General features: G+C 51.9%; 20 protein-coding genes and 2 tRNA genes. 10 read left to right on the top strand and 12 right to left on the bottom strand.

The features are described from left to right. Window positions 1-12: 12 nt before the first annotated feature. A complete protein-coding gene (locus BLV85_RS06505; RefSeq protein ID WP_090413459.1) occupies window positions 13-1,059 on the top strand; it encodes a phytoene/squalene synthase family protein in 1,047 nt (348 codons plus the stop codon). A 90-nt stretch (window positions 1,060-1,149) separates the two neighbouring features. Here BLV85_RS06505 and pyrF read toward each other — a convergent pair whose 3' ends face one another. The 6 genes from pyrF to aroA all read right to left on the bottom strand — a co-directional run bounded on the left by pyrF (window position 1,150) and on the right by aroA (window position 6,678). Then, window positions 1,150-1,851 carry an orotidine-5'-phosphate decarboxylase gene (gene pyrF, locus BLV85_RS06500; RefSeq protein ID WP_090413458.1) on the bottom strand — a complete coding sequence of 234 codons (702 nt, stop codon included), beginning with the start codon at window positions 1,849-1,851 and terminating at the stop codon, window positions 1,150-1,152. A 15-nt stretch (window positions 1,852-1,866) separates the two neighbouring features. Continuing rightward, entirely contained in the window at window positions 1,867-2,001 is a 135-nt protein-coding gene (locus tag BLV85_RS15930; protein WP_176973956.1) for a LapA family protein, read from the bottom strand. A gap of 310 nt (window positions 2,002-2,311) precedes the next feature. After that, window positions 2,312-2,629 (bottom strand): integration host factor subunit beta, encoded by a 318-nt coding sequence (locus BLV85_RS06490; protein ID WP_090413455.1) that lies wholly within the window; start codon window positions 2,627-2,629, stop codon window positions 2,312-2,314. A gap of 9 nt (window positions 2,630-2,638) precedes the next feature. Then, window positions 2,639-4,360: a 30S ribosomal protein S1 gene (gene rpsA, locus BLV85_RS06485; RefSeq protein WP_090413453.1), complete on the bottom strand. Its 1,722-nt coding sequence runs from the start codon at window positions 4,358-4,360 to the stop codon at window positions 2,639-2,641. A 165-nt stretch (window positions 4,361-4,525) separates the two neighbouring features. Then, window positions 4,526-5,212, bottom strand: a complete 687-nt coding sequence (cmk, locus tag BLV85_RS06480; protein WP_090413476.1) for a (d)CMP kinase — start codon at window positions 5,210-5,212, stop codon at window positions 4,526-4,528. 149 nt (window positions 5,213-5,361) lie between these two features. Beyond that, on the bottom strand, window positions 5,362-6,678 hold the full coding sequence (gene aroA / locus BLV85_RS06475; protein WP_090413451.1) for a 3-phosphoshikimate 1-carboxyvinyltransferase: 1,317 nt from the start codon (window positions 6,676-6,678) through the stop codon (window positions 5,362-5,364). 447 nt (window positions 6,679-7,125) lie between these two features. Here aroA and BLV85_RS06470 point away from each other — a divergent pair, with 447 nt between their 5' ends. After that, the gene (locus BLV85_RS06470) at window positions 7,126-7,374 is read left to right on the top strand and encodes a hypothetical protein (RefSeq protein ID WP_090413449.1); all 249 of its coding nucleotides are present in this window, start codon (window positions 7,126-7,128) and stop codon (window positions 7,372-7,374) included. A 145-nt stretch (window positions 7,375-7,519) separates the two neighbouring features. On the opposite strand, the gene BLV85_RS06465 is transcribed toward BLV85_RS06470, so the two are convergent. The 4 genes from BLV85_RS06465 to BLV85_RS06450 all read right to left on the bottom strand — a co-directional run bounded on the left by BLV85_RS06465 (window position 7,520) and on the right by BLV85_RS06450 (window position 12,984). After that, on the bottom strand, window positions 7,520-10,021 hold the full coding sequence (locus BLV85_RS06465; RefSeq protein WP_090413445.1) for a DNA topoisomerase III: 2,502 nt from the start codon (window positions 10,019-10,021) through the stop codon (window positions 7,520-7,522). Window positions 10,022-10,185: 164 nt separating this feature from the next. Then, entirely contained in the window at window positions 10,186-10,644 is a 459-nt protein-coding gene (locus BLV85_RS06460) for a Smg family protein (protein WP_090413444.1), read from the bottom strand. 168 nt (window positions 10,645-10,812) lie between these two features. Beyond that, window positions 10,813-11,922 carry a DNA-processing protein DprA gene (gene dprA, locus BLV85_RS06455; protein ID WP_090413442.1) on the bottom strand — a complete coding sequence of 370 codons (1,110 nt, stop codon included), beginning with the start codon at window positions 11,920-11,922 and terminating at the stop codon, window positions 10,813-10,815. A 99-nt stretch (window positions 11,923-12,021) separates the two neighbouring features. Further along, window positions 12,022-12,984 carry a hypothetical protein gene (locus BLV85_RS06450; RefSeq protein ID WP_090413441.1) on the bottom strand — a complete coding sequence of 321 codons (963 nt, stop codon included), beginning with the start codon at window positions 12,982-12,984 and terminating at the stop codon, window positions 12,022-12,024. 185 nt (window positions 12,985-13,169) lie between these two features. On the opposite strand from BLV85_RS06450, the gene def reads away from it, so the two are divergent. From def to BLV85_RS06410, 8 genes are all read left to right on the top strand, one after another. Further along, window positions 13,170-13,682: a peptide deformylase gene (gene def, locus BLV85_RS06445; RefSeq protein WP_090413474.1), complete on the top strand. Its 513-nt coding sequence runs from the start codon at window positions 13,170-13,172 to the stop codon at window positions 13,680-13,682. A 51-nt stretch (window positions 13,683-13,733) separates the two neighbouring features. After that, on the top strand, window positions 13,734-14,672 hold the full coding sequence (gene fmt, locus BLV85_RS06440; protein WP_090413437.1) for a methionyl-tRNA formyltransferase: 939 nt from the start codon (window positions 13,734-13,736) through the stop codon (window positions 14,670-14,672). An 18-nt stretch (window positions 14,673-14,690) separates the two neighbouring features. Next, entirely contained in the window at window positions 14,691-15,971 is a 1,281-nt protein-coding gene (gene rsmB / locus BLV85_RS06435) for a 16S rRNA (cytosine(967)-C(5))-methyltransferase RsmB (protein ID WP_090413435.1), read from the top strand. Then, on the top strand, window positions 15,937-16,584 hold the full coding sequence (locus BLV85_RS06430; protein WP_245725110.1) for a DUF4390 domain-containing protein: 648 nt from the start codon (window positions 15,937-15,939) through the stop codon (window positions 16,582-16,584). The genes rsmB and BLV85_RS06430 overlap by 35 nt, the downstream gene beginning before the upstream one ends. A gap of 9 nt (window positions 16,585-16,593) precedes the next feature. After that, window positions 16,594-18,771: a sensor histidine kinase gene (locus BLV85_RS06425; RefSeq protein ID WP_090413433.1), complete on the top strand. Its 2,178-nt coding sequence runs from the start codon at window positions 16,594-16,596 to the stop codon at window positions 18,769-18,771. 305 nt (window positions 18,772-19,076) lie between these two features. Beyond that, the gene (locus BLV85_RS06420; RefSeq protein ID WP_090413431.1) at window positions 19,077-20,342 is read left to right on the top strand and encodes a sigma-54-dependent transcriptional regulator; all 1,266 of its coding nucleotides are present in this window, start codon (window positions 19,077-19,079) and stop codon (window positions 20,340-20,342) included. A 136-nt stretch (window positions 20,343-20,478) separates the two neighbouring features. Then, window positions 20,479-20,554, top strand: a tRNA-Ala gene (locus BLV85_RS06415). Between the two features lie 22 nt (window positions 20,555-20,576). Next, a tRNA-Glu gene (locus tag BLV85_RS06410) sits at window positions 20,577-20,652 on the top strand. A 74-nt stretch (window positions 20,653-20,726) separates the two neighbouring features. Here BLV85_RS06410 and BLV85_RS06405 read toward each other — a convergent pair. Further along, on the bottom strand, window positions 20,727-21,077 hold the full coding sequence (locus tag BLV85_RS06405) for a BON domain-containing protein (protein WP_090413429.1): 351 nt from the start codon (window positions 21,075-21,077) through the stop codon (window positions 20,727-20,729). 279 nt (window positions 21,078-21,356) lie between these two features. Next, window positions 21,357-22,307, bottom strand: a complete 951-nt coding sequence (miaA, locus tag BLV85_RS06400; RefSeq protein WP_425433787.1) for a tRNA (adenosine(37)-N6)-dimethylallyltransferase MiaA — start codon at window positions 22,305-22,307, stop codon at window positions 21,357-21,359. Window positions 22,308-22,439 lie beyond the last annotated feature (132 nt).

Raw genomic sequence — 22,439 nt, 5'->3', positions numbered from 1 at the left:
AATTTCCCGATCATGCCTAAAATTGCGACACTCGATGATATGCGATACCAGGAACATATCCTGCAAGGCGTATCGCGTACCTTTGCGCTGACGATTCCCCAATTGCCGCCCGCGCTACGCCAAGTCATCGGCAACGCCTATCTATTATGCCGCATCGTCGATACCGTCGAGGATGACAATGCGTTGTCATCTGAACAAACCCGCCAGCTTGCAGAGATGTTTGTCGCGGTAGTCAACGGCGAGGTGGAAGCTGAAACCTTTGCCCAAACTTTATATCCGTTGCTTTCCAAGCATACCATTCCAGCGGAACATGAACTCATCAAGCATACACCTGCGGTCATACGCATCACTCATAGCTTCAATCCGGCCCAGCGTCGCGCCTTGGAACGCTGCATCCGCATTATGGGTGACGGCATGGTCGCATACCAGCAAGCAGAATCACTTGCCGGCCTTGAAAATCTGGCTGCCATGGATCGTTATTGCTATCATGTCGCAGGTGTCGTAGGTGAAATGCTAACAGAATTATTCTGCGATTATTCGCCCGGAATCAACCATAGCAAACCCGCCCTGATGGCACTGTCTGTATCATTTGGACAGGGATTGCAAATGACCAATATCCTGAAGGATATCTGGGAAGACAGGAAGCGTGGGGCCTGTTGGCTCCCGCAAGATATTTTCTTGCAGGAAGGCTTTGACCTGAACAATCTGGAGCCAGGCTGTTCTGACCCAGGCTTTCATAACGGTCTGGGAGTTTTAATCGGTATTGCCAGGCATCATCTACAAAACGCCCTGGCCTACACCTGTCTGATTCCACCTGAGGAAACGGGTATTCGCCGTTTTTGTTTGTGGGCAATCGGCATGGCTATCCTGACCCTGAATAAAATCAACCAAAAACGTGATTTTACCGAAGGCTCGCAAGTCAAGATCTCGCGCCGCAGCGTTAAAACCTCGATCCTGATCACGAGCTTGCTGGCCAAACAGGACTGGGCGCTTCAGAAGCTCTTCAAGCTAACTGCCAAAGGACTGCCAGAAAACAAGCGAAATTCGATAGTAATTTAGTAGCTAACTTTCCAGGTGATTACAGCCGGGCCAGGCAAATACATGGCGGCCGCAATACATTTGGGGGCACCTCGTTATGACACTCACACCTCACCGCTCACTGACGCATGCCACTTCATGATTCAACCGTTCGAGCGCATCGAGTGGGTCGGGTGATTGGGTAATGGGCCTGCCAATAACCAAATAGTCAACCCCATTGGCTATCGCTGCCGAGGGGGTAGCAACTCTGGCCTGGTCGTCCAGATTATCCGCTGCCGTTCGAATGCCCGGCGTCACCAGCAAGAAGCCGCTGCCTAAAGATACCCGCAGTTGCGCCGCTTCCAGAGCAGAGCACACCACACCATCCAGCCCACATTGCTGTGCAAGTACTGCCAAGCGAAGCACGACCACCTCAGGAGCTTCATGTATGCCGATCTCATTCAGATCGTCGTGACGCAGGCTAGTCAGCAATGTGACGGCGATCAGCTTGGTTGCCCTCCCATCCAGGGCCTGCCGGGCAGCAAGCATCATTTTTCGCCCCCCCAGCGCGTGGACATTGATCATCCATACACCCAAACCCGAAGCAGCTCGGCAAGCGGCTGCAACAGTATTGGGGATGTCATGGTATTTCAAATCCAGAAACACTTGAAAACCCAACGTCATCAACTTCTCGATCAACGGTGGGCCAGCTAGCGTGAACAGCTCCTTACCTACCTTTACCCGGCAAAGACGGCTGTCGAGCTGGGCGGCCAGTGCCAAAGCCTGAGCAGGATCAGGGAAATCCAGTGCAACGATGATGCGCGGATCACTCATACAAATATCACAGCATCACTGTTTTTTGTAGAGTTTCTGCAGAAGACAGGAGAAATAACCAAAAATGGTGCCCGCAGTGAAGCAAATAAAAAGAATGATGATCATGGGTAGCTCCCACTCTATCCCCAGATAATATTGAATCGTCACCATTTCAGAGTTTTTTACCGCGAAACTCAGCAGGAGCAGAAAAATGGCCAAACGTAAAAGGGTAGCGAATATGCGCATTATTTTAGAGAAAGCTCATAATAATAAACTACAGCACCGGCCCAGCAACAGGGATGCATTCATGGCAAGAAGCACTGCACTGCACACCTCCCCTTTTCTATCGCCTATGATAGAAAAGGGGAATCTATCTCATACTGAATCGACTACACTTACCCTTCAGTGCCATCCTCAGGAGGATGACTTCCCCGGGCTCATCAACACCAGCCACATGAACAGATCAGGCCTTGCCTGCCGTTCAGCTGGCAGCCCGGTCTGGCACGCTTTGTTTCTTGTAGTTGGCGTCTATCAGCTCGCGCATTTTTTTCCCAGCTTTGAAATGTGGTACATACTTCTCAGGCACATGCACTTTCTCGCCTGATTTGGGGTTACGGCCGATGCGCGCAGGCCTGTAATTAAGATCAAAGCTACCAAATCCGCGAATCTCGATCCGCTCTCCCCGGGAAAGACTCCTGGCCATTGCGTCAAGTATGATTTTGACAACCAACTCAGCATCTTTGGCCAGTAATTGAGGAAAACGCTCTGCCAACCTTGAAATCAGTTCAGATTTCGTCATGTCTAGTCTTTATTGTTCCTCTGAGGCTTTGCTGTCGATCTTGGCTTTAAGTAAGGCACCCAAATTGGTAGTCCCCGCATGCGCAGGTGGTGGCGCAGAAGTCACGGCCTTCACTGCTTTTTCCTCTTCTGCTTGAACTTTCGATTTCACAGACAAGTTGATATTGCGGTTCTTACGATCGATGTTGATGATCATCGCTTCGATCTCGTTCCCTTCACTGACTTGAGAACGGATATCCTCAACTTTATCTCGGGACAGTTCAGATGCACGCAAATAGCCTTCCACTTCATCGGTCAGGGCAATGACCGCCCCTTTGGCATCGACCGATTTCACGGTGCCTTTGACAATACTGTTCTTGTCATGCGATGCGACATAGATGGTGAAAGGATCGCCTTCCAGCTGCTTGACTCCCAGCGAAATACGCTCTTTCTCGACATCGATCGACAGCACGACGGCCTCGACTTCATCCCCTTTCTTGAATTCGCCAATGGCCTTTTCGCCTGGCAGAGTCCAGGAAAGATCAGACAAGTGCACGAGACCATCAATATTGCCCGGCAATCCTATGAACAGACCAAAATCCGTAATCGATTTAATCTGACCGGTGACCTTGTCCCCTTTCTCATGATTCAGGGCAAATTCTTCCCATGGATTGGGTTTGCATTGCTTCATGCCCAGCGAAATGCGCCGACGATCCTCATCGATCTCGAGTATCATCACTTCCACCTCGTCACCCAACTGAACGACCTTGGATGGATAGACATTTTTGTTGGTCCAGTCCATTTCCGAAACATGCACCAGTCCTTCTATGCCTTGCTCGATTTCGACAAAAGCCCCGTAATCGGTCATGTTGGTCACTTTGCCAAACAAGCGGGTACCTTGAGGATAGCGCCGGGACAATCCAATCCATGGATCCTCTGACAGCTGCTTCATCCCCAGAGAAACCCGGTTTTTCTCCTGATCGAATTTCAGCACCTTGGCGGTCACTTCGTCACCGACATTGACCACTTCGGTTGGGTGTTTCACGCGACGCCATGCGATATCGGTGATATGCAACAATCCGTCTATTCCACCGAGATCAACGAATGCACCGTAGTCGGTAATATTCTTGACAATACCATGCACAATGGCGCCATCGTGCAAGCTCGCCAGCAACGCTTCCCGGTCTGCTCCCTGGGTTTCCTCCAGCACTGCGCGCCGCGACACGACCACATTGTTACGCTTGCGGTCAAGCTTGATCACCTTGAATTCCATCTCCTTGTTTTCATAAGGCGTCATATCCTTGACGGGACGAATATCCACCAGAGAACCGGGCAGAAAAGCGCGGATGCCATTGATGGTGGCGGTCAGACCACCCTTGACTTTGCCATTGACCATGCCGGTCACGATCGTTCCTTGCTCCATGGCCGCTTCCAGATCGTACCAAGCGCTCAGGCGTTTTGCCTTATCCCGTGACAAGCGGGTTTCTCCGTAGCCGTTCTCGAGTGCTTCAATGGCCACACTCACAAAATCGCCTTCCTTCGCCTCGATTTCGCCTTTATCGTTTTTAAATTCTTCTATTGGGATATAACTCTCTGATTTGAGTCCGGCGTTCACCACTACAAAATTATAATCAACACGAATAATTTCAGCAGTAATCACCTCTCCTAGCCGCATTTCCTTGCGGGAAAGACTTTCTTCAAAGAGTTCGGCAAAACTTTCAGAGGAAGCCGTTTCGTTGGTAGCAATAGTCATTATAAAAAAATACCTGATCGTAAATAATATCCCCGCGCAACAACAGGGGATGGGTTAGTTAAGTTAAAAATAAATGAAGAAACTGACAGGGCAGCTTGATCCACAACCTCTCAGGCAACTTCAGCCATGACCCTCAAATCAAACAACTTCATGCTTTATCGAGTGTCAAGCATCACCTGATGCTTTGTCTCTGGTTTCTGCGTACATTTCCAACACTTTGTCGACAACTTGTTCGATAGTCAGACAAGTCGTATCCAATAATTTTGCATCTCCACTCCGCTGCAAAGGGGACAAAGCACGATTGCTATCGCGCTCGTCACGCTCTCGCAGCGCTTGCAGCAGATTTTCGATATTAGCACTTATTCCTTTGTCCATCAACTGCTTATAGCGTCGATGCGCGCGCTCCTCGGTACTCGCAGTCAGATATATTTTGAGCACTGCATCGGGAAAAACCACCGACCCCATATCACGCCCATCGGCGACCAGTCCGGGAGGTTTGCGAAAGGCACGCTGGCGATCCAACAATCCGGCTCTGAGCGCCGGCAAGTGCGCAATCCTGGAAGCGAACTCCCCGCAGGATTCGGCGCGAATTTCATCGCCGACATTCTTACCGTCCAGCCAGACCGACGTATCGCTGAAAACGACATCCAGATGGAGAGCGATATCAGCCAATCGCTGCTCGTCATGGGCATCCACATTGGCCTGCATGGCTGCCAATGCAACCAGACGATAGAGCGCGCCACTGTCGAGATAATGAAATCCAAGCGCTTGTGACGCGAGACGAGCAATCGTACCCTTCCCGGAGGCGGAGGGGCCGTCCAGCGTAATGACAGGTACGGCAGAATCGTTCATTTTATAGGGTACTTGCATAGATGATTGATCAATCCAGGAAATTTCCGAATGAATGCCCATGCATCATTCAAAACGCGACGCGGTGTTGGGTCATAAACCAGGATGGCGGCAGACGATAATCGACAAACAGGCATGAACGGCTCAGCAACTCATGCCTGGGCGGCGTGCTGGTGCACGATCTTCGAAAACTTCTCAAAGTAATCCGGGAAAGTCTTGGCCACACAGGCCGGGTCGTTGATGCGTACAGGTACGCCCAACGACACCAAGGAAAAACACATCGCCATTCTATGGTCATCGTAAGTATCAATATCGACATGACTGGTCAACGGCCCGTCCGGCGGTGTCACACGCAAAAAGTCTTCGCCGCTTTCAACCTGTGCGCCCAATTTGCGCAGTTCGTTCGACATGGCCGCGATCCGGTCTGTCTCCTTGACTCGCCAGCTGGCAATATTCCTGAGTGTGGTTGTGCCTTCGGCAAACAAGGCGGTCGTAGCCAGCGTCATGGCGGCATCGGGGATATGATTACAATCAAAATCAATTGCATGCAGGGCCTTGCCAGTAGCTCTGGGAGGCGGCGCCGAGGCCTCAATCCAGTCTTCCCCCATCTCAATCCGCGCTCCCATTGCTTCGAGCGCTTCGACAAAGCGGATATCTCCCTGGCTGCTGTTTTTGCCCACGCCCACCACCCGTACCGGTCCGCCGGCAATGGCTCCCGCAGCAAGAAAATAGGAGGCTGAAGAGGCGTCACCTTCGATCATGATCTCTCCAGGACTGCGATAAACCTGGCCAGCCGGTAAAACAAAATGCTGCCAGGCGGTGTGTTCGACCCGCACACCAAAGCGCGCCATCTGTGCCATGGTCAGTTCCACATAAGGCTTGGAAATCAAGTTGCCATTGACAGTAATCGCCATCGCTTCGCCCGTGAGCGGCAGTGCCATCAGCAACCCGCTCAGAAACTGACTGGAAATATCGCCTTTGATGGAAATATCCGCAGGTCGAATCGTTGCTGGATGCACTTCAAGAGGAGGGAAACCCTCTTGACCAAGATAGCTAATCGCTGCGTTGACTTGCCGCAAGGCATCGACCAGATCCCCGATGGGGCGTTCATGCATGCGCGGCACACCGGAAAGATGATAATGTCCCTGCATCAATGCCAGCACAGCGGTCAAAGGACGGAAAGCCGTTCCGGCATTCCCCAGAAACAGCTCGGCCTCCTTGACCGGGAATACCCCCTTACATCCTTCAACACGCAATCCCTCTTGATCGACAGGCGCAATATTCACACCCAATCGCTCCAAGGCCGCCAGCATCTGCTGGGTATCATCAGATGCCAGCAGCCCTCTGATTAAGGTAGCGCCTTCAGCAAGAGCTGCCAGCAAGAGAATGCGATTGGATATGCTTTTCGAACCGGGCAACTGGACAACACCCCGCACCTGGCGGACCAGCGGGAGATCAAGCCAGTTCATAAATCGATAATTGGACAATGGGCAGGCGGTTTTCAATTAGCGGCTGCTTGCTTCTTAACTGTTTGTCAGATACACCCAGGAACTTACCGCGCGTCAACTGCATCAGATTGCTATTCATATTTTCGCCAAAAAACTTGAGTGGGCACTGGCCGAGCAAATCGACACGCTCATCCCCGAGTATTCATTCATATTCAATTATTCTACTTTATGGAGAAGACCATCATTTGGGGAGCGGCTCTGCAACGCTTTGGAAAATGGGTGCCATTTCACGGTACCCGTTCTCGTCTGGCACCAGCACTTCCGCGCTTCACATAATCAACTGGATCTTCAAAGTTTTATTATAATATTCATGCAGACTGATCTGCCAAATTGAAGCAAGTCAAATACAATGCAATGCACCTTTGATTAGTTTTTTAATTTTATCATACTCAAAAGCGAGGTCGATCAATGGAAGATTCTTCATTATCAACATTACTCTATTCTATCCTGGCAATTCCGTTTGTTTGCATGATCCTTCACTGGATTAAAGTTCGCAAAGACCGTCGACGTAACGAATCAGGAGAAGTGGAATACACCAGTTTCGGCCAGGCCTTTACTTTTCTCCTAATCGAAGGGGTAGCTGTCATAGCGAGCCTATCAATTCTTATCGCCGCCATGTCAGGAATCGTTCGATATGTCATCCATACTTATGCCTGATCCATGCTGACGTCATTTACCACAGCACACCAGCCCCTCCCCCCAACGGTTTCGGGCATGAGCGTTGCATGCATCCCTCCGCCCAGACATGGGATCACTAATAAAAAATCCTGGACACAGAGCGGAGAGGGGTTGCTCAACCTCGTCAGGATGTGACTTTCTTGGCTTTAAGGGCAGTATCGGTTGATTTGCCCTTAGCCTTTTTTTGCTCGAACTCGAACCCGATCCTACCCTCTGTTCCAATCACGAGATAGGCAGAAAATGGACGCCCTTTCTTGGAAATGAATTTGGTCAGCAGATCGGTTCGGCCTGTTTGTAGCAGCTTAACCACTTGCTCAACCTCGATAGGCCGGTTGAGAATAATCTTGCCGGTTTTGAATTGGCAGGTAGGATGCGCTCCCACAGCCTTCTCGCAAATATAGAAAAGACCATGCTCATATACTGAATGGCCGCATTGAGGGCATTTGCCGAGTGCCTGCCGGCCCGAAAAATCAACTTCCTCCTGGGTCTTGTCATCCTCGTTGCCAAAGTCGAATTTCATCTCGAGTTCGTCCGTAAGCTTGATGATGGCATTAAATGCGCGCCCCATTTTGCTACGAAACCCGGACAATGGTCCGATCTCGCGTGTGGAGATCAGGGCCTCCATCTCCCCTACTTCAAACTGCCGCCCGGCCAGAATTTTCCATAACGCAAAATCGCATTGCTGGCACTGGAATTTTTTATACGTCTCCTGCACCACTCCACCACATTTCGGACAAGGTACCTTGAGCGTCGCAAAATCCCCACTGATTGTCTTGCCTCGATGGCTCTTGGCCTGCTCGACGATATGGCGCGTCATGGCAGCAATTTTTTCCATGAATGCGTCACGCTTGAGCTGACCCTGTTCTATTTGGCGCAGCTTGAACTCCCAATCGCCCGTCAATTCAGGCGAAATCAATTCAGGAATCTTGAGCCCACGCAACAAGGTAATCAAGGAGAATGCCTTGGCTGTCGGCTGCAACTCCCGTCCCGCACGCTGGATGTAGTTTTCAAGAATCAGCCCTTCGATGATGGCAGCACGGGTGGCTGGCGTCCCCAATCCCTTAGCGCTCATGGCCGCACGCAACTCTTCATCCTCCACCAATTTTCCGGCACCTTCCATGGCCGACAGCAGGGTGGATTCATTGTATCTTGCAGGAGGGCGCGTTTGATTGGCCACGACATGCATTTCTTTTGCCGTAACGGGCTTATCCAGCGCAACCGCTGTCAATACCGAGTCATCCTCACCACCCTGGCTTGCTTCAGCTTTACCGTAAACAGCCTGCCAGCCTGCGTGCACCATGACTTTACCTTCCGTCTTGAAGGGCTCGTCTTCCACCCGGGTAATGCGGGTCGTAATCAGAAACTCGGCAGCTGGGAAAAAGATTGCCAGAAAACGTTTGGTGACCAGGTCATAGAGTTTTTCCTCAGCCTCATTGAGCTTCTTGGGCTCAAGCGCGGTCGGTATGATCGCAAAGTGATCGGAAATTTTGGCATTATTGAAGATGCGCTTATTGGGTTTAACCCAGTCGGCATTGAGAATCTGCCCGGCAAATTGGCCGTAGCGTGATTTTTCAAGCGCCTGCAACGTCTCCTTGACGGTTGCCAGGTAATCCTCAGGCAGTGCACGGGCATCCGTACGCGGATAGGTCAACACTTTATGTTTTTCGTATAACGCCTGAGCAAGCCCCAACGTCACCTTGGCGGAAAAGCCGAAGCGACTGTTGGCATCTCGTTGCAAACTGGTCAAGTCATATAACAGCGGACAGTTTTCCTTGGCAGGCTTGCTCTCTTCTGAAACGATACCAGGCTGCCCCTGGCACTTGTCCCGGATTGCTTCGGCTTTGGCCTGGTCCCACAACCTGTCCGCTCTGGTTTCTGGCTCATCCTTACGCTTGGTGAATTTTTCATCGAACCATTTTCCCTTGTAGGTGGCACCCCCATCCGCCAAGAAAGCCGCGTGGATTTCCCAGTAGGACCTGGGCACAAATTTCTTGATCGCTTCCTCGCGCTCGACGAGTATCGCCAGCGTCGGTGTTTGCACGCGACCAACTGTTGTTTTGTGGAATCCACCTTCCTGAGAATTGAATGCGGTCATGGCCCGGGTACCATTGATCCCTACCAACCAGTCCGACTCGGAGCGGCTGACCGCAGCTTCCGCCAGAGGCTGGACCTCGCTGTCTTCCAGCAAGCTCGCAAAAGCCTCTCGAATGGCAGCCGGCGTCATGGATTGCAGCCATAGCCGCTTAACCGGCTTCTTGCTGCCAGCATGACGAGCAATATAACGAAAAATCAGCTCGCCTTCCCGGCCGGCATCACAGGCATTGATCAACGTATCGACATCCTTGCGCTTGATCAGTTTGCTTAACAATTTCAAGCGTGCCGAAGTCTTCTCAATGGGCGCCAGGTCAAAGCGTGGCGGTATGACCGGCAGGTGATCGAAGCTCCATTTCCCCCGCTTGACTTCATATTCTTCCGGCACAACCAGTTCGAGTAAATGCCCAATTGCGGAAGACAAGACATACTCATCATTCTCATAATAGTCATTATGCTTAGTAAAATTGCCCAGCGCGCGTGCAATATCATTGGCAACGGAAGGCTTTTCGGCGATGATCAGTTGTTTGCTCATAGGAAGGCGTCAGGTTGCTGTAAACGTTGATTGTTGAGGGCGTGTTAGAACCGCGATGTAACTTATGGAATCAGGCGAATCCAGCGGACTGGCTGGATAATCAACCTTATAGCCGGACCACCAGTCATGAACGGATTTAGGAAATGCGACTCTTATTCAGGCGCTTAATGTCGATAATGGGAATCACTGACCACGAACAGCCGCTCAACGATATTTCGATCCGTCAACTGATTCTGGATCCAGAGATCGAACAATACCACCAATTTTATTTTCTCCAGACTGGAAGTATCGCCATCCATCCGGATCACCCGGTCAATCAACAATTCGCGCTGCAGGGGATTGATCACACCCGCTTGTTCAAGGAAATGAATAAAACCACGCCCCTCGGTATCGATAATTTCCATTTCCTGGGGCGTAAAATAGCGTATAGAATTGCTCTCAGCCAAACCAGCTGGATAACGATTTTCATCCTGGCCAGAGAAATCCGAAAGCCAGTCCAATGCCAGTGTTATTTCTTCGTCATCAAAACCAGCCATCGACAGCTTGCGCGTCAATGTTGCGGGATCCGGGCAGTTACCAGTCTCAAAATAATTTTCGAATAAATAAACAAGAATATCAAACATAGTTTGCCCAGCGACTATTAAATATCTGCTTCCATTCCTGGAATTGCATTCACTTCGAAGTCAGGCCCAAGCGCTTCCTGCCGGACGCTTTCTTGGACCACTAATCTCATAAAAATCAAGGGAGCGGAAGCACCGAGCGCCTGCTGAGCGACCTGAGTCGCAGCCCTGTCAACGAATGCGTTGATATCGCCCCCCAGGCAGCGCACCGATTCTCCCTTCCAGTTCCAAGTTTAATAGCATGGCGGATACTGTCTCGGCCGTCAAGCCGCTGCGTATGCAAAGCGTATCGATATCCGTCGCATCAAAACCCAGATGCACAAGCAAAGCAGTATCATCATGGCCGCAGGCCTCTGCCTGCACCGTCTCGCTACCGCCCGCAGAAAAATCAGCCGGCAAGCGTGGCTGGCAATTCAATTCATCCAGGATATCTTGAATGCTTTCAACCAGTTTTGCGCCTTGCTTGATCAGCGCATGGCATCCCTTGGATAAAGGCGAATGAATGGAACCGGGTATCGCCATGACTTCACGTCCTTGCTCCAAAGCCAACCGAGCAGTAATGAGCGATCCGCTGTATAGCGTCGCCTCGATCACCAGGCACGCGTGTGACATGCCACTGATAATACGGTTCCTGCGCGGAAAATTTTTTCCCATGGCGGGCACGCCCAAGGGAAATTCAGAGATGAGCGCACCCTCCTTGGCCAATTGATGAGCCAGCTCACGATTCTTCGCCGGATAAACAATATCCAGGCCAGTGCCGACAATCGCCATGCTGGAACCACAGCCACGCAATCCGCCTCGATGCACGGCGGCATCGACCCCCTGCGCCAAGCCGCTCAGCACACAGAATCCGGCACTGCTGGCCGCCTCGGCGAACGCCTCGGCATTTGCCAAGCCTTGTGGCGTTGCATTACGACTGCCAACCATGGCCAACGCTGGCTGAGCCAGCAGTTTACGCTGGCCTTTGAAATAGAGAATGGGCGGCGGGTCGGGTATATTGAGCAACAGCCCCGGATAGTCAGGATCAGCAAAAGTAATGAGTGCATTGAGCGGATCTTCCAGCCACTCGAGAGTCCTGGCGAGTTTTTCTTCGTCCGTCTTGCGATGAAATATACGGGCGGCGATGGGTCTTTTCACGACACGTTCAAGCACACCCAGATCCGCAGCAAAAATCTCGGCCGGACTTCCAAAAGCGGTCAGCAGCTGACGGATAGACTTGCCACCCACGCCTTCAGTCAGACCGAGACGCAGCCAAAACTCGATATCCTGATTGATCCGCATTAAATGGAGATATTGATTCCCTAACGGTTAACCGGAAGCCAGCAATCTTCAGGGTGAAATACCAAAAAACCGCGAGTATAGTAATTTTCCGCCACCTTGTCAGGGGGATTTGACGCTATCCATCACTTTGATCACCTGCGTGCTTTGCATGACCAAAGCGTAACAGACTTTATCAAACACGCGAAAAACCAAAACCAGACCTATGCGCTCATCCGGGAGACGCATCCACTCGCCTGCATGCAAACGCGCCTCACTTTTCCGGTTTACAGCGAGCACATGACCTGGCTTGATGCCATCCTCCACACCCAGATTGAGCGTCACGATCGCATTCTCTCCAATCTCATTGACGCCATCATAAACCGAGATGATACGCCCGGATAAAGGGAGATCAGGCGCATGCAGCGGATAATCAGGCGGCTTGGCAGCGACAGCTGGCACCAGGCGATCGCCTCGCAGAATTTCACGTACTGAATGCAACAATTTGACCGTGCTGACGGCCGCAAATTCAATGACCTCGGCACTGCCCAGATAAACGGCCTCATGACCAAGGAAACGATCATTGCGGTCTGGGTCAATCAGCACCTTCCCGGCACGAAAAATCTGCCAAACCCCGCCCTGATCGGACGGCAGTCCTCCCACATAAATCCTGTCACCGGCGCTCAGAATTACCCGGCCATCGCCCGAACCCAGGATGACCGGTGCCTGTTCGAGGGCATGCTCGCCGATCACCAACGGCTGACTCAGAAAAGGAGCAATCTTGGCCAACGGAATACTGGGAGTCGCTTGTACGGCAGACTTCTCGGTACGGATTCGGGGTGAAAGCCTGATCGTTGCCGGATGCTGCGGAATTGCCGCAGCATGGTTGGGTCCAGCCTGCGCAAGCAAGGCGCCTCCCACAGAATCGGGCCGGTAAGCAGCGACACGCCACAGCCTGCCGGCATGAGACATCAAGACATGACTGGCAGATGCGAGTGCTGGCAACACGGACCCGGCTGCGGCTGGCGATGCGTCAGAAAACAAACTGGCAAACAAAATCACGGATATAATAGTCCAATTACGCATGGGAGGTCTTTATCTCCATGAAGACTCAGCAGGCGTGCGATCACTCACATATGTGCGTTTCCGGCATAGCGGCCGGAACAGTTGGACGGCTGACACAAACACAAGGACAGTCGGTCATCGTCCGACCCATGCATGATGATAAAACGTCCCTTCCGGTTTTAGTCTTTGATTTACGCAGGTTTGTCATGGCAATTCTAAAAATACTCCAGTACCCCGACGAAAGGTTGCACAAGATCGCGGCAACCGTCCCGGCAGTCACACAGCCGGTCCGCACACTGGTAAAGGACATGGCTGAAACCATGTATGCCGCACCTGGAATCGGTCTTGCTGCAACCCAGGTCGATGTGCATCAGCGGATAATCGTCATCGATGTCTCCGAAACCCGTGACCAGCTGCTGGTGCTGATCAATCCCGAAATCATTGCCAGCAGCGGAGAATCTGAATTTCAGGAAGGGTGCTTATCGGTACCAGGCATCTTCGACAAGGTGACTCGGGCCGAACAAGTCACCGTACAGGCGACCGACATTGATGGCAAATCATTTGAATTGAACGCAACGGGTTTGTTGGCAGTCTGTATTCAACACGAAATGGATCATCTGCTGGGCAAAGTATTCGTCGAATACTTGTCGCCATTCAAACAGTCACGCATTCTGAACAAATTAAAGAAACAGGCACGCAGACAAATTGCTTTATCGTAACCCAAGATCGGCCATGATAATCCGTGCATGCATTCATAATGGGCATTATTCATGAGAATCATTTTTGCGGGCACCCCGGTCTTTGCTGCCACAGCCCTGGATGCGCTGCTGGCAGCCCACTTCGAAATCATACTCGTACTGACCCAACCCGATCGTCCTGCTGGCCGCGGCATGAAAATGCAAGCCAGTCCGGTCAAATTATTGGCGCAGCAGCATGCTCTTCAGCTGCTGCAGCCGGAAACCTTGAAGTCACCGGACATCCAGGCGCAACTCAAAACATTGGCGCCCGATGTCATGGTTGTGGCCGCGTATGGATTGCTGTTGCCGGAAGCTGTGCTCCATATCCCTCGACATGGTTGCATCAACATTCATGCCTCTTTGCTACCGCGTTGGCGTGGCGCCGCCCCTATCCAGCGGGCGATCCTGGCAGGCGACCAGGAAACAGGCATCTCCATCATGCAAATGGATCAAGGGCTTGATACCGGCGCAATTATCCTGCAGCACGCGGTTACCATTACACCGCGGGACACCTCGGCAACCTTGCACGACAAACTCGCCCAGCTCGGCGGAAAAAGCATTGCCGAAGCGCTGACGTTATTGGATCGCGGCGCATTGCAATCCACTCAGCAAAACGAAGCAGGCGCGTGCTATGCATCCAAAATCCGGAAAAACGAAGCGGAAATTGATTGGGGACAGGATGCCGCCCACATTGACCGCATGATTCGGGCATTCAACCCCGGTCCGGGTGCATGCACCCATCTACAGGGCGACCTGATCAAACTCTGGCAGGCCAAGATAGTCAAAACCATTTCGGGCCAGGCAGGTGAAATCCTCGCTGCGGGCGAAACCGGTATGATTGTCGCGTGCGGCCAGGATGCGCTGCGCATCGAAATACTGCAAAAGGCCGGCGGAAAAAAACTTTCTGCCGCACAATTTCTAGCAGGCCATGACATACGACCTGGCGCTTGTTTCGCTGTGGCTGCACAATGACTGAACCCGCGCCAGCATATGATTAAGACCCAGCTGCTGACTGTCAATGCCATTGGGAACGTTCTGGCTGGCGCCAATCTGACAGGGGTATTGCGGGAAACCTGGCGAAAAAACACCATGCTGTCGAGTCAGCAGCGGGGCGCGATTCAGGATCTGACCTACGGCGTGCTGCGCTATTACAGTCAGCTCGACACCCTCCTCCAATCCTTGCTGCACAAGCCATTGCCGGACAGACGCCTCCACTACCTGCTGCTCGTCAGCTTGTATCAACTCAACTATAGCAAAGCCCCTGTTCACGCCATCGTGAACCATGCCGCTTCATCCGCGCGCATGCTTGCCGGCAACCGAGGTGCCTCGGGCTTAGTCAATGCCATCTTGCGCAATTTCATACGTCAGCAAGAAATGCTGCTGGCCCAAACCAAACAAGACGAAACAGCCAGATACGCTTATCCACAGTGGTGGATCGATAAACTGCGGCAACAGTACCCGCAACATTACGCAGGCATCCTTCTTGCAGGCAACCAGCACCCGCCAATGACCTTGCGCGTCAATCAAAAGCAGATCACGGTCAGCGATTACCAAGCCCGGCTTCAGGCATGCGCAATCGATTCGGAATGGCTCTGGGGAAGTGCGCTAAGGCTTACTCGGCCAGTAGCCGTTGAACAACTACCGGGGTTTGCCGAGGGTCTTGTCAGCGTGCAAGATGCGGGCGCGCAACTCGCCGCGCCACTGCTGGACGTGGGCGCAGGCATGCGGGTGCTGGATGCCTGCGCGGCACCCGGCGGCAAGAGCACGCATCTCATGGAACTGGCAGACATAAAACTGACAGTCATGGACAAACATGCAGAACGGCTTACCATGCTCCAGGAAAATTTCACGCGGCTGAAAATGCCCGATTACCAGCTGATTTGCGGCAGCGCGCTCGAACCCTCGCAGTGGTGGGACGGCCAATTATTCGACAGAATACTGGCAGATGTGCCATGCTCGGCATCTGGTGTGGTCAATCGTCATCCAGACATCAAATGGCTCAGAAGACCCGGTGACATAGAAACCTTTACACAAACGCAGAGGATAATGCTGCGCAAATTATGGCCTTTGCTATGCCGGGGAGGCAAACTACTGTATGCAACCTGTTCCATATTTAGTGAAGAAAACAACTTACTGGTAACAGAATTTCTCTCCGATCACGAAGATGCCCGCGCCTTGCCCTGCACGCATGAGACGATCATTCACCATGGTCAATTACTGCCGAGCACCCGTCACGATGGTTTTTTTTATGCCTTGCTTCAGAAAAATTGACAGGCCCGGCAGCGTCTTCCGGTTATGGCAAGGTTTGGTAATTCTGCTGCTGGCGATCTTGTTGCCCTTCGTCACGCTTGCAAGTGACAAGGGATATATAGAAATCGAATCAGTCAACCTCAAGCAATCGGCTGAAGGCTACTTGATTGATGTCGAAGCTGAGATTGTCCTGAACAAAACCTTGCAAGAAGCCCTGGAGAAAGGGGTCGAGCTTTTTTTCGTGACCCGCTTTTCGGTCATGAAACCACGCTGGTTCTGGTGGGATGAAGAAGTTGCCCGCAGCAAGGAGCGCATTGGATTGAGTTACCACGCCCTGACCCGGCAATACCGCCTGATTCACCACACACAACTGCAAGGCTTTGCAACACTGACAGATGCCTTGCATGCACTCGGTAGCCAGTACGATATCCCAGTTGAAGAACATGTCTCGCTCAGGCAGGGCGAAGAACATGTCGCCACTTTGCAGATATGGCTGGATGTCTCGCGTTTATCCAAACCTTTTCAACTAGAATGGTTCGATTCGCAAGATTGGAATCTGAGCTCCAGGAAAAAAGTCTGGGAGATCAGATTCCCGCCACTATCCGACGAAATAAACGAAGAAATTGACGATTAGAATCAGTTTATGAAGTACGTAATCGGCATCGTGGCAGGCCTGAGTATTGCCATGCTGTATCTGCTAGCCACGGCTGGGGCCAATACCGAGTTCCTCGAACGCCGTTATCGCTGGCTGATCGTTTTCATCGTAGTCTTTTTGTTATTCCTGATCGGCGTTGTCGGTTTTCTGCTCTGGCGGCTGCGGCGCAGGCTCAAGACCGGCATTTTCGGATCGAGGCTGGCGCTTCGGTTGTTGATAGTATTTTCTCTGATGGCGACCTTGCCTGGGGTCTTGATCTATGGTGTCTCGGTCCAGTTCCTGGAAAAAAGCATCGAATCCTGGTTTGATGTCAAGGTTGACCGGGCGCTTGAAGGCGGGCTGAACCTGGGCCAGACTGTGCTCGACAACTTGCTGGAAGAGTTACAAAAAAAGGCGCACGCTGCCGCACTGGCCCTGGCTGAATCCACATCCTTGCCGCTGACGGTCCTGAATCAGCTCCTGATCCAGTCACAGATACAAGAGGCCACTCTATTCAACCAGGAAGGGAAAATCATCGCCTTCACCAGCATGGACGATGCCGTTCTGTTTCCGGAAATCCCCAATATCGAAGCGATGCGGCATATCCGGATGCAAAAAAATTACCGTGCGATCGAGTCGCTGGCAGACAATACGCTCTATTTGCGCGTGCTCGTTCCAGTTAATGTACTCAGCCAAGAAGAGGACATCCGGGTCTTGCAAGTGTTGCAGCGGGTGCCGCAATCGCTGGCAGACAATGCCGAAACCGTTCAGGCTGGATATAGCGATTATCAGGAGCTGATGCTGTCCCGCCAGGGATTGACCAGGCTATATAGCGTCACCCTCACGCTGGCACTACTGCTCGCCCTGTTCTCTGCCCTAACCGCTGCATTCCTGATCAGCGAAAAACTGAGCGCGCCTCTAGGGCAATTGGCAGATGGCACACGTGCCGTGGCACAGGGCGATTTCAGCCGACGCCATCAGGTGCAGAGCAAAGACGAGTTCGGCGTGCTGACCGAGTCGTTCAACCTGATGACAGAGCAACTTGCCACTGCTCGCACCATCGCACAACAAAATCAACAGGAAGTAGAGAATGCACGCGCCTATCTGGAAAGCATCCTGGGCAACTTGTCATCGGGCGTAATTGTGTTCGATGAAGCGCTACGCATGCGTGCCGTAAATCAAAGCGCCGAACAGATACTGCAGATTCCATTGGTCAATTTCGAAGGATTGACGATCGAAGAATGCGCCGAACAGGAGCCTAAATTGCGGCTGCTAGCCAGCGAGATCCGAAACGGCTTCGATACAGAAACATCCGGCGAATGGCAGCGCCAAGTCATGCATTTCAGCGCAAACAAGGAACAAATACTGCTTCTACGGGGCTCGCACCTGCCCCAAACCTCTGAAAGTGGTGGCGTCGTGGTTTTCGATGACATCACAAGCCTGCTGCAGGTACAGCGTACCGTAGCCTGGGGAGAAGTGGCGCGCCGCCTGGCTCACGAAATCAAGAACCCATTGACACCGATCCAACTTTCCGCAGAACGGTTGCAACATAAATTGATCCACAAGCTCGATGAGCCAGATGCCAGGATTTTAAAGCGTTCAACTGAAACCATTGTCAATCAGGTTGAAGCGCTCAAAAAAATGGTCAATGAATTCAGGGAATATGCGCGGGTACCCGAGCTTGAATTGTGCCAGATAGACATTAATCGATTGGTGCGCGAAGTACTTGCGCTTTATCAAACCGCCGACAACGAGGCAGGCGGCGCCTCTCAGCCACGCATCCATATGGAATTATCGGGCGCACTCACCCCCGTCAGAGGGGATCCCGCCCGGTTACGGCAAGTCATACACAATCTGCTGCAAAATGCACAGGATGCCCTGGCCGCAACAGAGAACGCCAGCATCACAGTGCGGACAGAACGAAAAGGTAACGGAATCGAGCTCAGTGTGATAGATAACGGCAAGGGCTTTTCAGAACAAGTTGAAGCGCATGCATTCGAACCCTATGTCACAACAAAACCAAAAGGAACCGGACTGGGGCTGCCTATTGTCAAGAAAATCATTGATGAGCACGGTGGTACAATTCAAATCGATAATATCCAGCCGCAGGGCGCCAAGGTCGCGATAATTTTGCCAGCATTATTGCACGACAGTGCGCATGTAGCATCAGGATCGGTGATGACATAAATGTCATGAATCTCAAACCCGGCAGAAAATTGTAATCGATGAAAACTCAAAGACACACCACAACACAAAACCCCGCTATTATCCAGGCACAATCCAACGGCCAATGACGCCAAATATGGTATACATGACATATTAAGAATGCTTAACCGACAACGATATAAAGCACTTGCGAGAAAAAAGCGTCCATCAAGCTAATGCCCGAACTGGCAATCAACTGAGGTATCCGGCTTGAATTTCCCGCTGCCACGGACAAGGCACAACCAAGAAAATTTATTTTCCAGTAATATGAAGAGGGTGACTGACTAATGGCTAATAACACAATTCTCGTTGTGGATGATGAACTGGGAATACGTGAGCTATTATCTGAAATTCTGGGAGATGAGGGTTATAACGTAGCCCTCGCGGAAAATGCGGAACAGGCCAGGAATTGCCGCAGCCAGATGCGCCCAGATTTGGTCTTGCTGGATATCTGGATGCCGGATACGGATGGTATCACCCTGCTCAAGGACTGGGCCAACACGGGCTTCCTGACCATGCCGGTCGTCATGATGTCTGGACATGGCACCATCGACACCGCTGTCGAAGCCACCCGTATCGGTGCGGTTGGCTACCTGGAGAAACCCATTCCATTACAAAAGCTACTCAGCACAGTCGGGCAAGTGTTGCGCAGCGGACAGCACAAGTCTGTTTCGACACTCTCCCTGGCAAGTCTTGGCCGCAGCGGGTTGATCACAGAACTCAGGAAGAAACTCGAGCAGGTGGAAAATCTGAAAGCGCCCGTGCTGTTGACAGGCGAACCAGGTGTTGGCGTAGAGTATTGCGCACGCTTTCTGCATCGCCCCAACACCACCTGGGCAGCACCGGAATCATGCGCTTTTCTGGTGGACAATCCGCTTGGCCAACTCGAACAGGCAAAAGGCGGCATACTTTTCCTCGGTGAAATCGGAGAGCTCAGCAAACTGGAACAGAAAGGACTGCTGCTGTTGCTCAGCAAGCTTGATCAATATAGCGTTCGACTGGTTTGCGCCACCACGCGCTCGCTGGCTGAACTGACCGCGCAAGGCGCTTATCACCCTAAATTATTCGAGATACTCAATAATCTCTGCATTACCGTTCCCCCTTTGCGAGCCCATCGCGAGGACATTCCGGAAATGGCCAATCAATTGCTCTCGGATCTCATTGAATCGGGGGAAGTCCCGCTGCTGCATTTCAGCACTGCGGCCCTCAATGCCTTACGCAACCATGACTGGCCAGGCAACTTGGCGCAGTTGACCAGCATCGTACATTCATTGGCGTTCACCTGCACCAGCGACGAGATCTCGGTCGACGCTGTTCAACAAGCGTTGGCATTTTCCTCGCGGGAATCAGTCTCGGTTATCTCTGACATTCCACTCAACATATCGTTACGAGAGGCGCGGGATATCTTTGAGAAAAACTATTTCGAGAAACTCATCGAGCAAGAAAGCAGCAACATGACCAGGGTTGCCGAGCGCGCGGGACTGGAACGCACCCATCTTTACCGGAAGCTCAAAACATTGGGGATCAAATTACGCAGCCAGAACCATCAATGATCAGAGCAGCCTGCGGCATATCAACCAGTCAATAGCTGGATCAAACAATTGCCGGATACGGTTGCCAATGCAAGATTCTGCACAGCCCACTTTACAAAGCGCCCGCGGCTCAGTATAATCTGCGCTTTGTTTGACCGGGGGTATAGCTCAGCTGGGAGAGCGCTTGCATGGCATGCAAGAGGTCAGCGGTTCGATCCCGCTTATCTCCACCAGCTTTTTTTATCCACAAACCTGGTCCCCATCGTCTAGAGGCCTAGGACATCACCCTTTCACGGTGAGTACAGGGGTTCGAATCCCCTTGGGGACGCCATCATCTCTTCTGAAAGCAGAATCAGGGGTGGCAATACGGTGCACAAGCACCGACTGCCACATTATTTCTTCTGGTTAACGCGCGCCGCTCAAAACGATTTCGTTATTCATTTTCTGAACGCCATCCACCAGCCAAGCCTGCATCACAGCCTGATCGACCTGCTCCTGATTATTGGCCATCCCGCTCAGGAATACCTCACCATTCGTAACGCGCACATGCAGATCCAAATTGCTCAGTTCAGGTATTGCCGATATTCTGGCCACGATATTCGCTGAAATAACATTGTCATCATAGCTCGCGCCCGTTTCAGGAGGCGCAACCCAGGATTCATGCACCTTTTCCGAATCCCCGCAACCGGCTACCGCCATGACCAGAACGCAGACACACACTGCAGCCAGCGTCCTCACCGTTGGATATTTAAACATTTTCACTCCTCTCCTCTAAAAAATCGACATGCGGCTCACCCGCAAAAAATACTCACAAAAACCATCTAGGAAGCTGTCCGAGAATAGCGATCGTAGCGAGGGCGAAGCTGGCAGCTCTGGATTTTTCGATCATTTGAGGCAAATAGTCGCCCTATTTAACGAAAAGGATCGGAAAATCCGGCCTGGCAGGTTCGTCCGTAGTAGATCAGCTATTCTCGGACAGCCTCCTAGTTATTACAATCATCCGACCAGCGCACAATCTAATCGGCCAGTAAACGATCAAAAACAATCTTGTTGCTGCAAGTAAGACTTCACCAATCCAGACAGATCATTCGCCAAGCAGTCAAATATTTGCAATGCATGCATGGATCGCAGCCAGGTCAACTGACGCTTCGCTAGCTGCCGCGTAGCGTACACGCCCATCTCCCGCATTTTAGCCAAACTGATTTGATTATCCAAATACATCCATACCTGGCGATAGCCCACACATCTCATGGAGGGCATATCCGCAGCAAGCTGAAATCGGGCACGAATGCAACTGACTTCATCAACCAACCCCATCTCCAGCATCGTGTCAAAACGCCGCTCAATACGTTGATGTAAAATACCGCGGTCGCTAGGCAATAAAGCCAAATTGAACACACGATAAGGAAAATCATTGGCCCGACGCTGCGCCAACAGCTCCGACATGGGCCTGCCAGTCAGATAGCAGACTTCCAAGGCGCGCTGAATTCTCTGGCTGTCATGGGGCTGAATATGGCTTGCCGTCGCCGGATCAAGCTGCTGCAAGATCGCATGCATAGCTGGCCAGCCCCTCTCCTGGGCAGTACGCTCCAGTGCGCTGCGCGTGGCTTCGTCAGCAGAGGGCAGATTGGCGAGCCCCTCTCGCAGCGCCTTAAAATAAAGCATGGTACCGCCCACCAGAAGCGGAACATTCCCCCGCGCGGTAATGTCTATCATTTTTGATAGGGCATCTTGCCTGAACTGCGCGGCAGAATAGCGTTCATCAGGGTCAATCAGGTCGATCAAATGATGCGGGAACACCGTTTGCGTCGATTGATCCGGTTTCGCGCTACCAATATCCAGATAGCGATAGATCTGCGCCGAGTCGACACTGACGATTTCGACCGGAAAATGATGCGCGATATCTATCGCCACACTTGATTTTCCGCTGGCGGTGGGTCCCATCAAAAAAATGGCAGGCGGATGCGGCATATCAAGACCGTTCACAGAACATAGTTATCAGTTAAAATGGGTAGGTCCTGGCAGCTTTCCAGGACCGTTTTCAACATTATCTTGCACTGACCAGATTTTCCATATGCAACCATGCGAACAATTTGCAGCAATCCTGGTCAACTACAG

Origin of the sequence: Nitrosomonas halophila, assembly GCF_900107165.1 — a bacterium.
GTDB classification, from domain to species: domain Bacteria; phylum Pseudomonadota; class Gammaproteobacteria; order Burkholderiales; family Nitrosomonadaceae; genus Nitrosomonas; species Nitrosomonas halophila.
This window is presented reverse-complemented; position numbering and strand designations above follow the sequence as displayed.

Excerpts from the sequence above, each read along its gene's own strand:
- BLV85_RS06465 (WP_090413445.1), bottom strand. The coding sequence starts at position 10,021 with ATGAGCAAACAACTGATCATCGCCGAAAAGCCTTCCGTTGCCAATGAT.
- BLV85_RS15930 (WP_176973956.1), bottom strand. The coding sequence starts at position 2,001 with ATGGTGACGATTCAATATTATCTGGGGATAGAGTGGGAGCTACCCATG.
- BLV85_RS06470 (WP_090413449.1), top strand. The coding sequence starts at position 7,126 with ATGGAAGATTCTTCATTATCAACATTACTCTATTCTATCCTGGCAATT.
- BLV85_RS06460 (WP_090413444.1), bottom strand. The coding sequence starts at position 10,644 with ATGTTTGATATTCTTGTTTATTTATTCGAAAATTATTTTGAGACTGGT.
- BLV85_RS06490 (WP_090413455.1), bottom strand. The coding sequence starts at position 2,629 with ATGACGAAATCTGAACTGATTTCAAGGTTGGCAGAGCGTTTTCCTCAA.
- cmk (WP_090413476.1), bottom strand. The coding sequence starts at position 5,212 with ATGAACGATTCTGCCGTACCTGTCATTACGCTGGACGGCCCCTCCGCC.
- BLV85_RS06505 (WP_090413459.1), top strand. The coding sequence starts at position 13 with ATGCCTAAAATTGCGACACTCGATGATATGCGATACCAGGAACATATC.
- BLV85_RS06425 (WP_090413433.1), top strand. The coding sequence starts at position 16,594 with ATGAAGTACGTAATCGGCATCGTGGCAGGCCTGAGTATTGCCATGCTG.
- BLV85_RS06405 (WP_090413429.1), bottom strand. The coding sequence starts at position 21,077 with ATGTTTAAATATCCAACGGTGAGGACGCTGGCTGCAGTGTGTGTCTGC.
- pyrF (WP_090413458.1), bottom strand. The coding sequence starts at position 1,851 with ATGAGTGATCCGCGCATCATCGTTGCACTGGATTTCCCTGATCCTGCT.
- rpsA (WP_090413453.1), bottom strand. The coding sequence starts at position 4,360 with ATGACTATTGCTACCAACGAAACGGCTTCCTCTGAAAGTTTTGCCGAA.
- aroA (WP_090413451.1), bottom strand. The coding sequence starts at position 6,678 with ATGAACTGGCTTGATCTCCCGCTGGTCCGCCAGGTGCGGGGTGTTGTC.
- BLV85_RS06430 (WP_245725110.1), top strand. The coding sequence starts at position 15,937 with ATGGTTTTTTTTATGCCTTGCTTCAGAAAAATTGACAGGCCCGGCAGC.
- BLV85_RS06450 (WP_090413441.1), bottom strand. The coding sequence starts at position 12,984 with ATGCGTAATTGGACTATTATATCCGTGATTTTGTTTGCCAGTTTGTTT.
- BLV85_RS06420 (WP_090413431.1), top strand. The coding sequence starts at position 19,077 with ATGGCTAATAACACAATTCTCGTTGTGGATGATGAACTGGGAATACGT.
- fmt (WP_090413437.1), top strand. The coding sequence starts at position 13,734 with ATGAGAATCATTTTTGCGGGCACCCCGGTCTTTGCTGCCACAGCCCTG.
- rsmB (WP_090413435.1), top strand. The coding sequence starts at position 14,691 with ATGATTAAGACCCAGCTGCTGACTGTCAATGCCATTGGGAACGTTCTG.
- dprA (WP_090413442.1), bottom strand. The coding sequence starts at position 11,922 with ATGCGGATCAATCAGGATATCGAGTTTTGGCTGCGTCTCGGTCTGACT.
- def (WP_090413474.1), top strand. The coding sequence starts at position 13,170 with ATGGCAATTCTAAAAATACTCCAGTACCCCGACGAAAGGTTGCACAAG.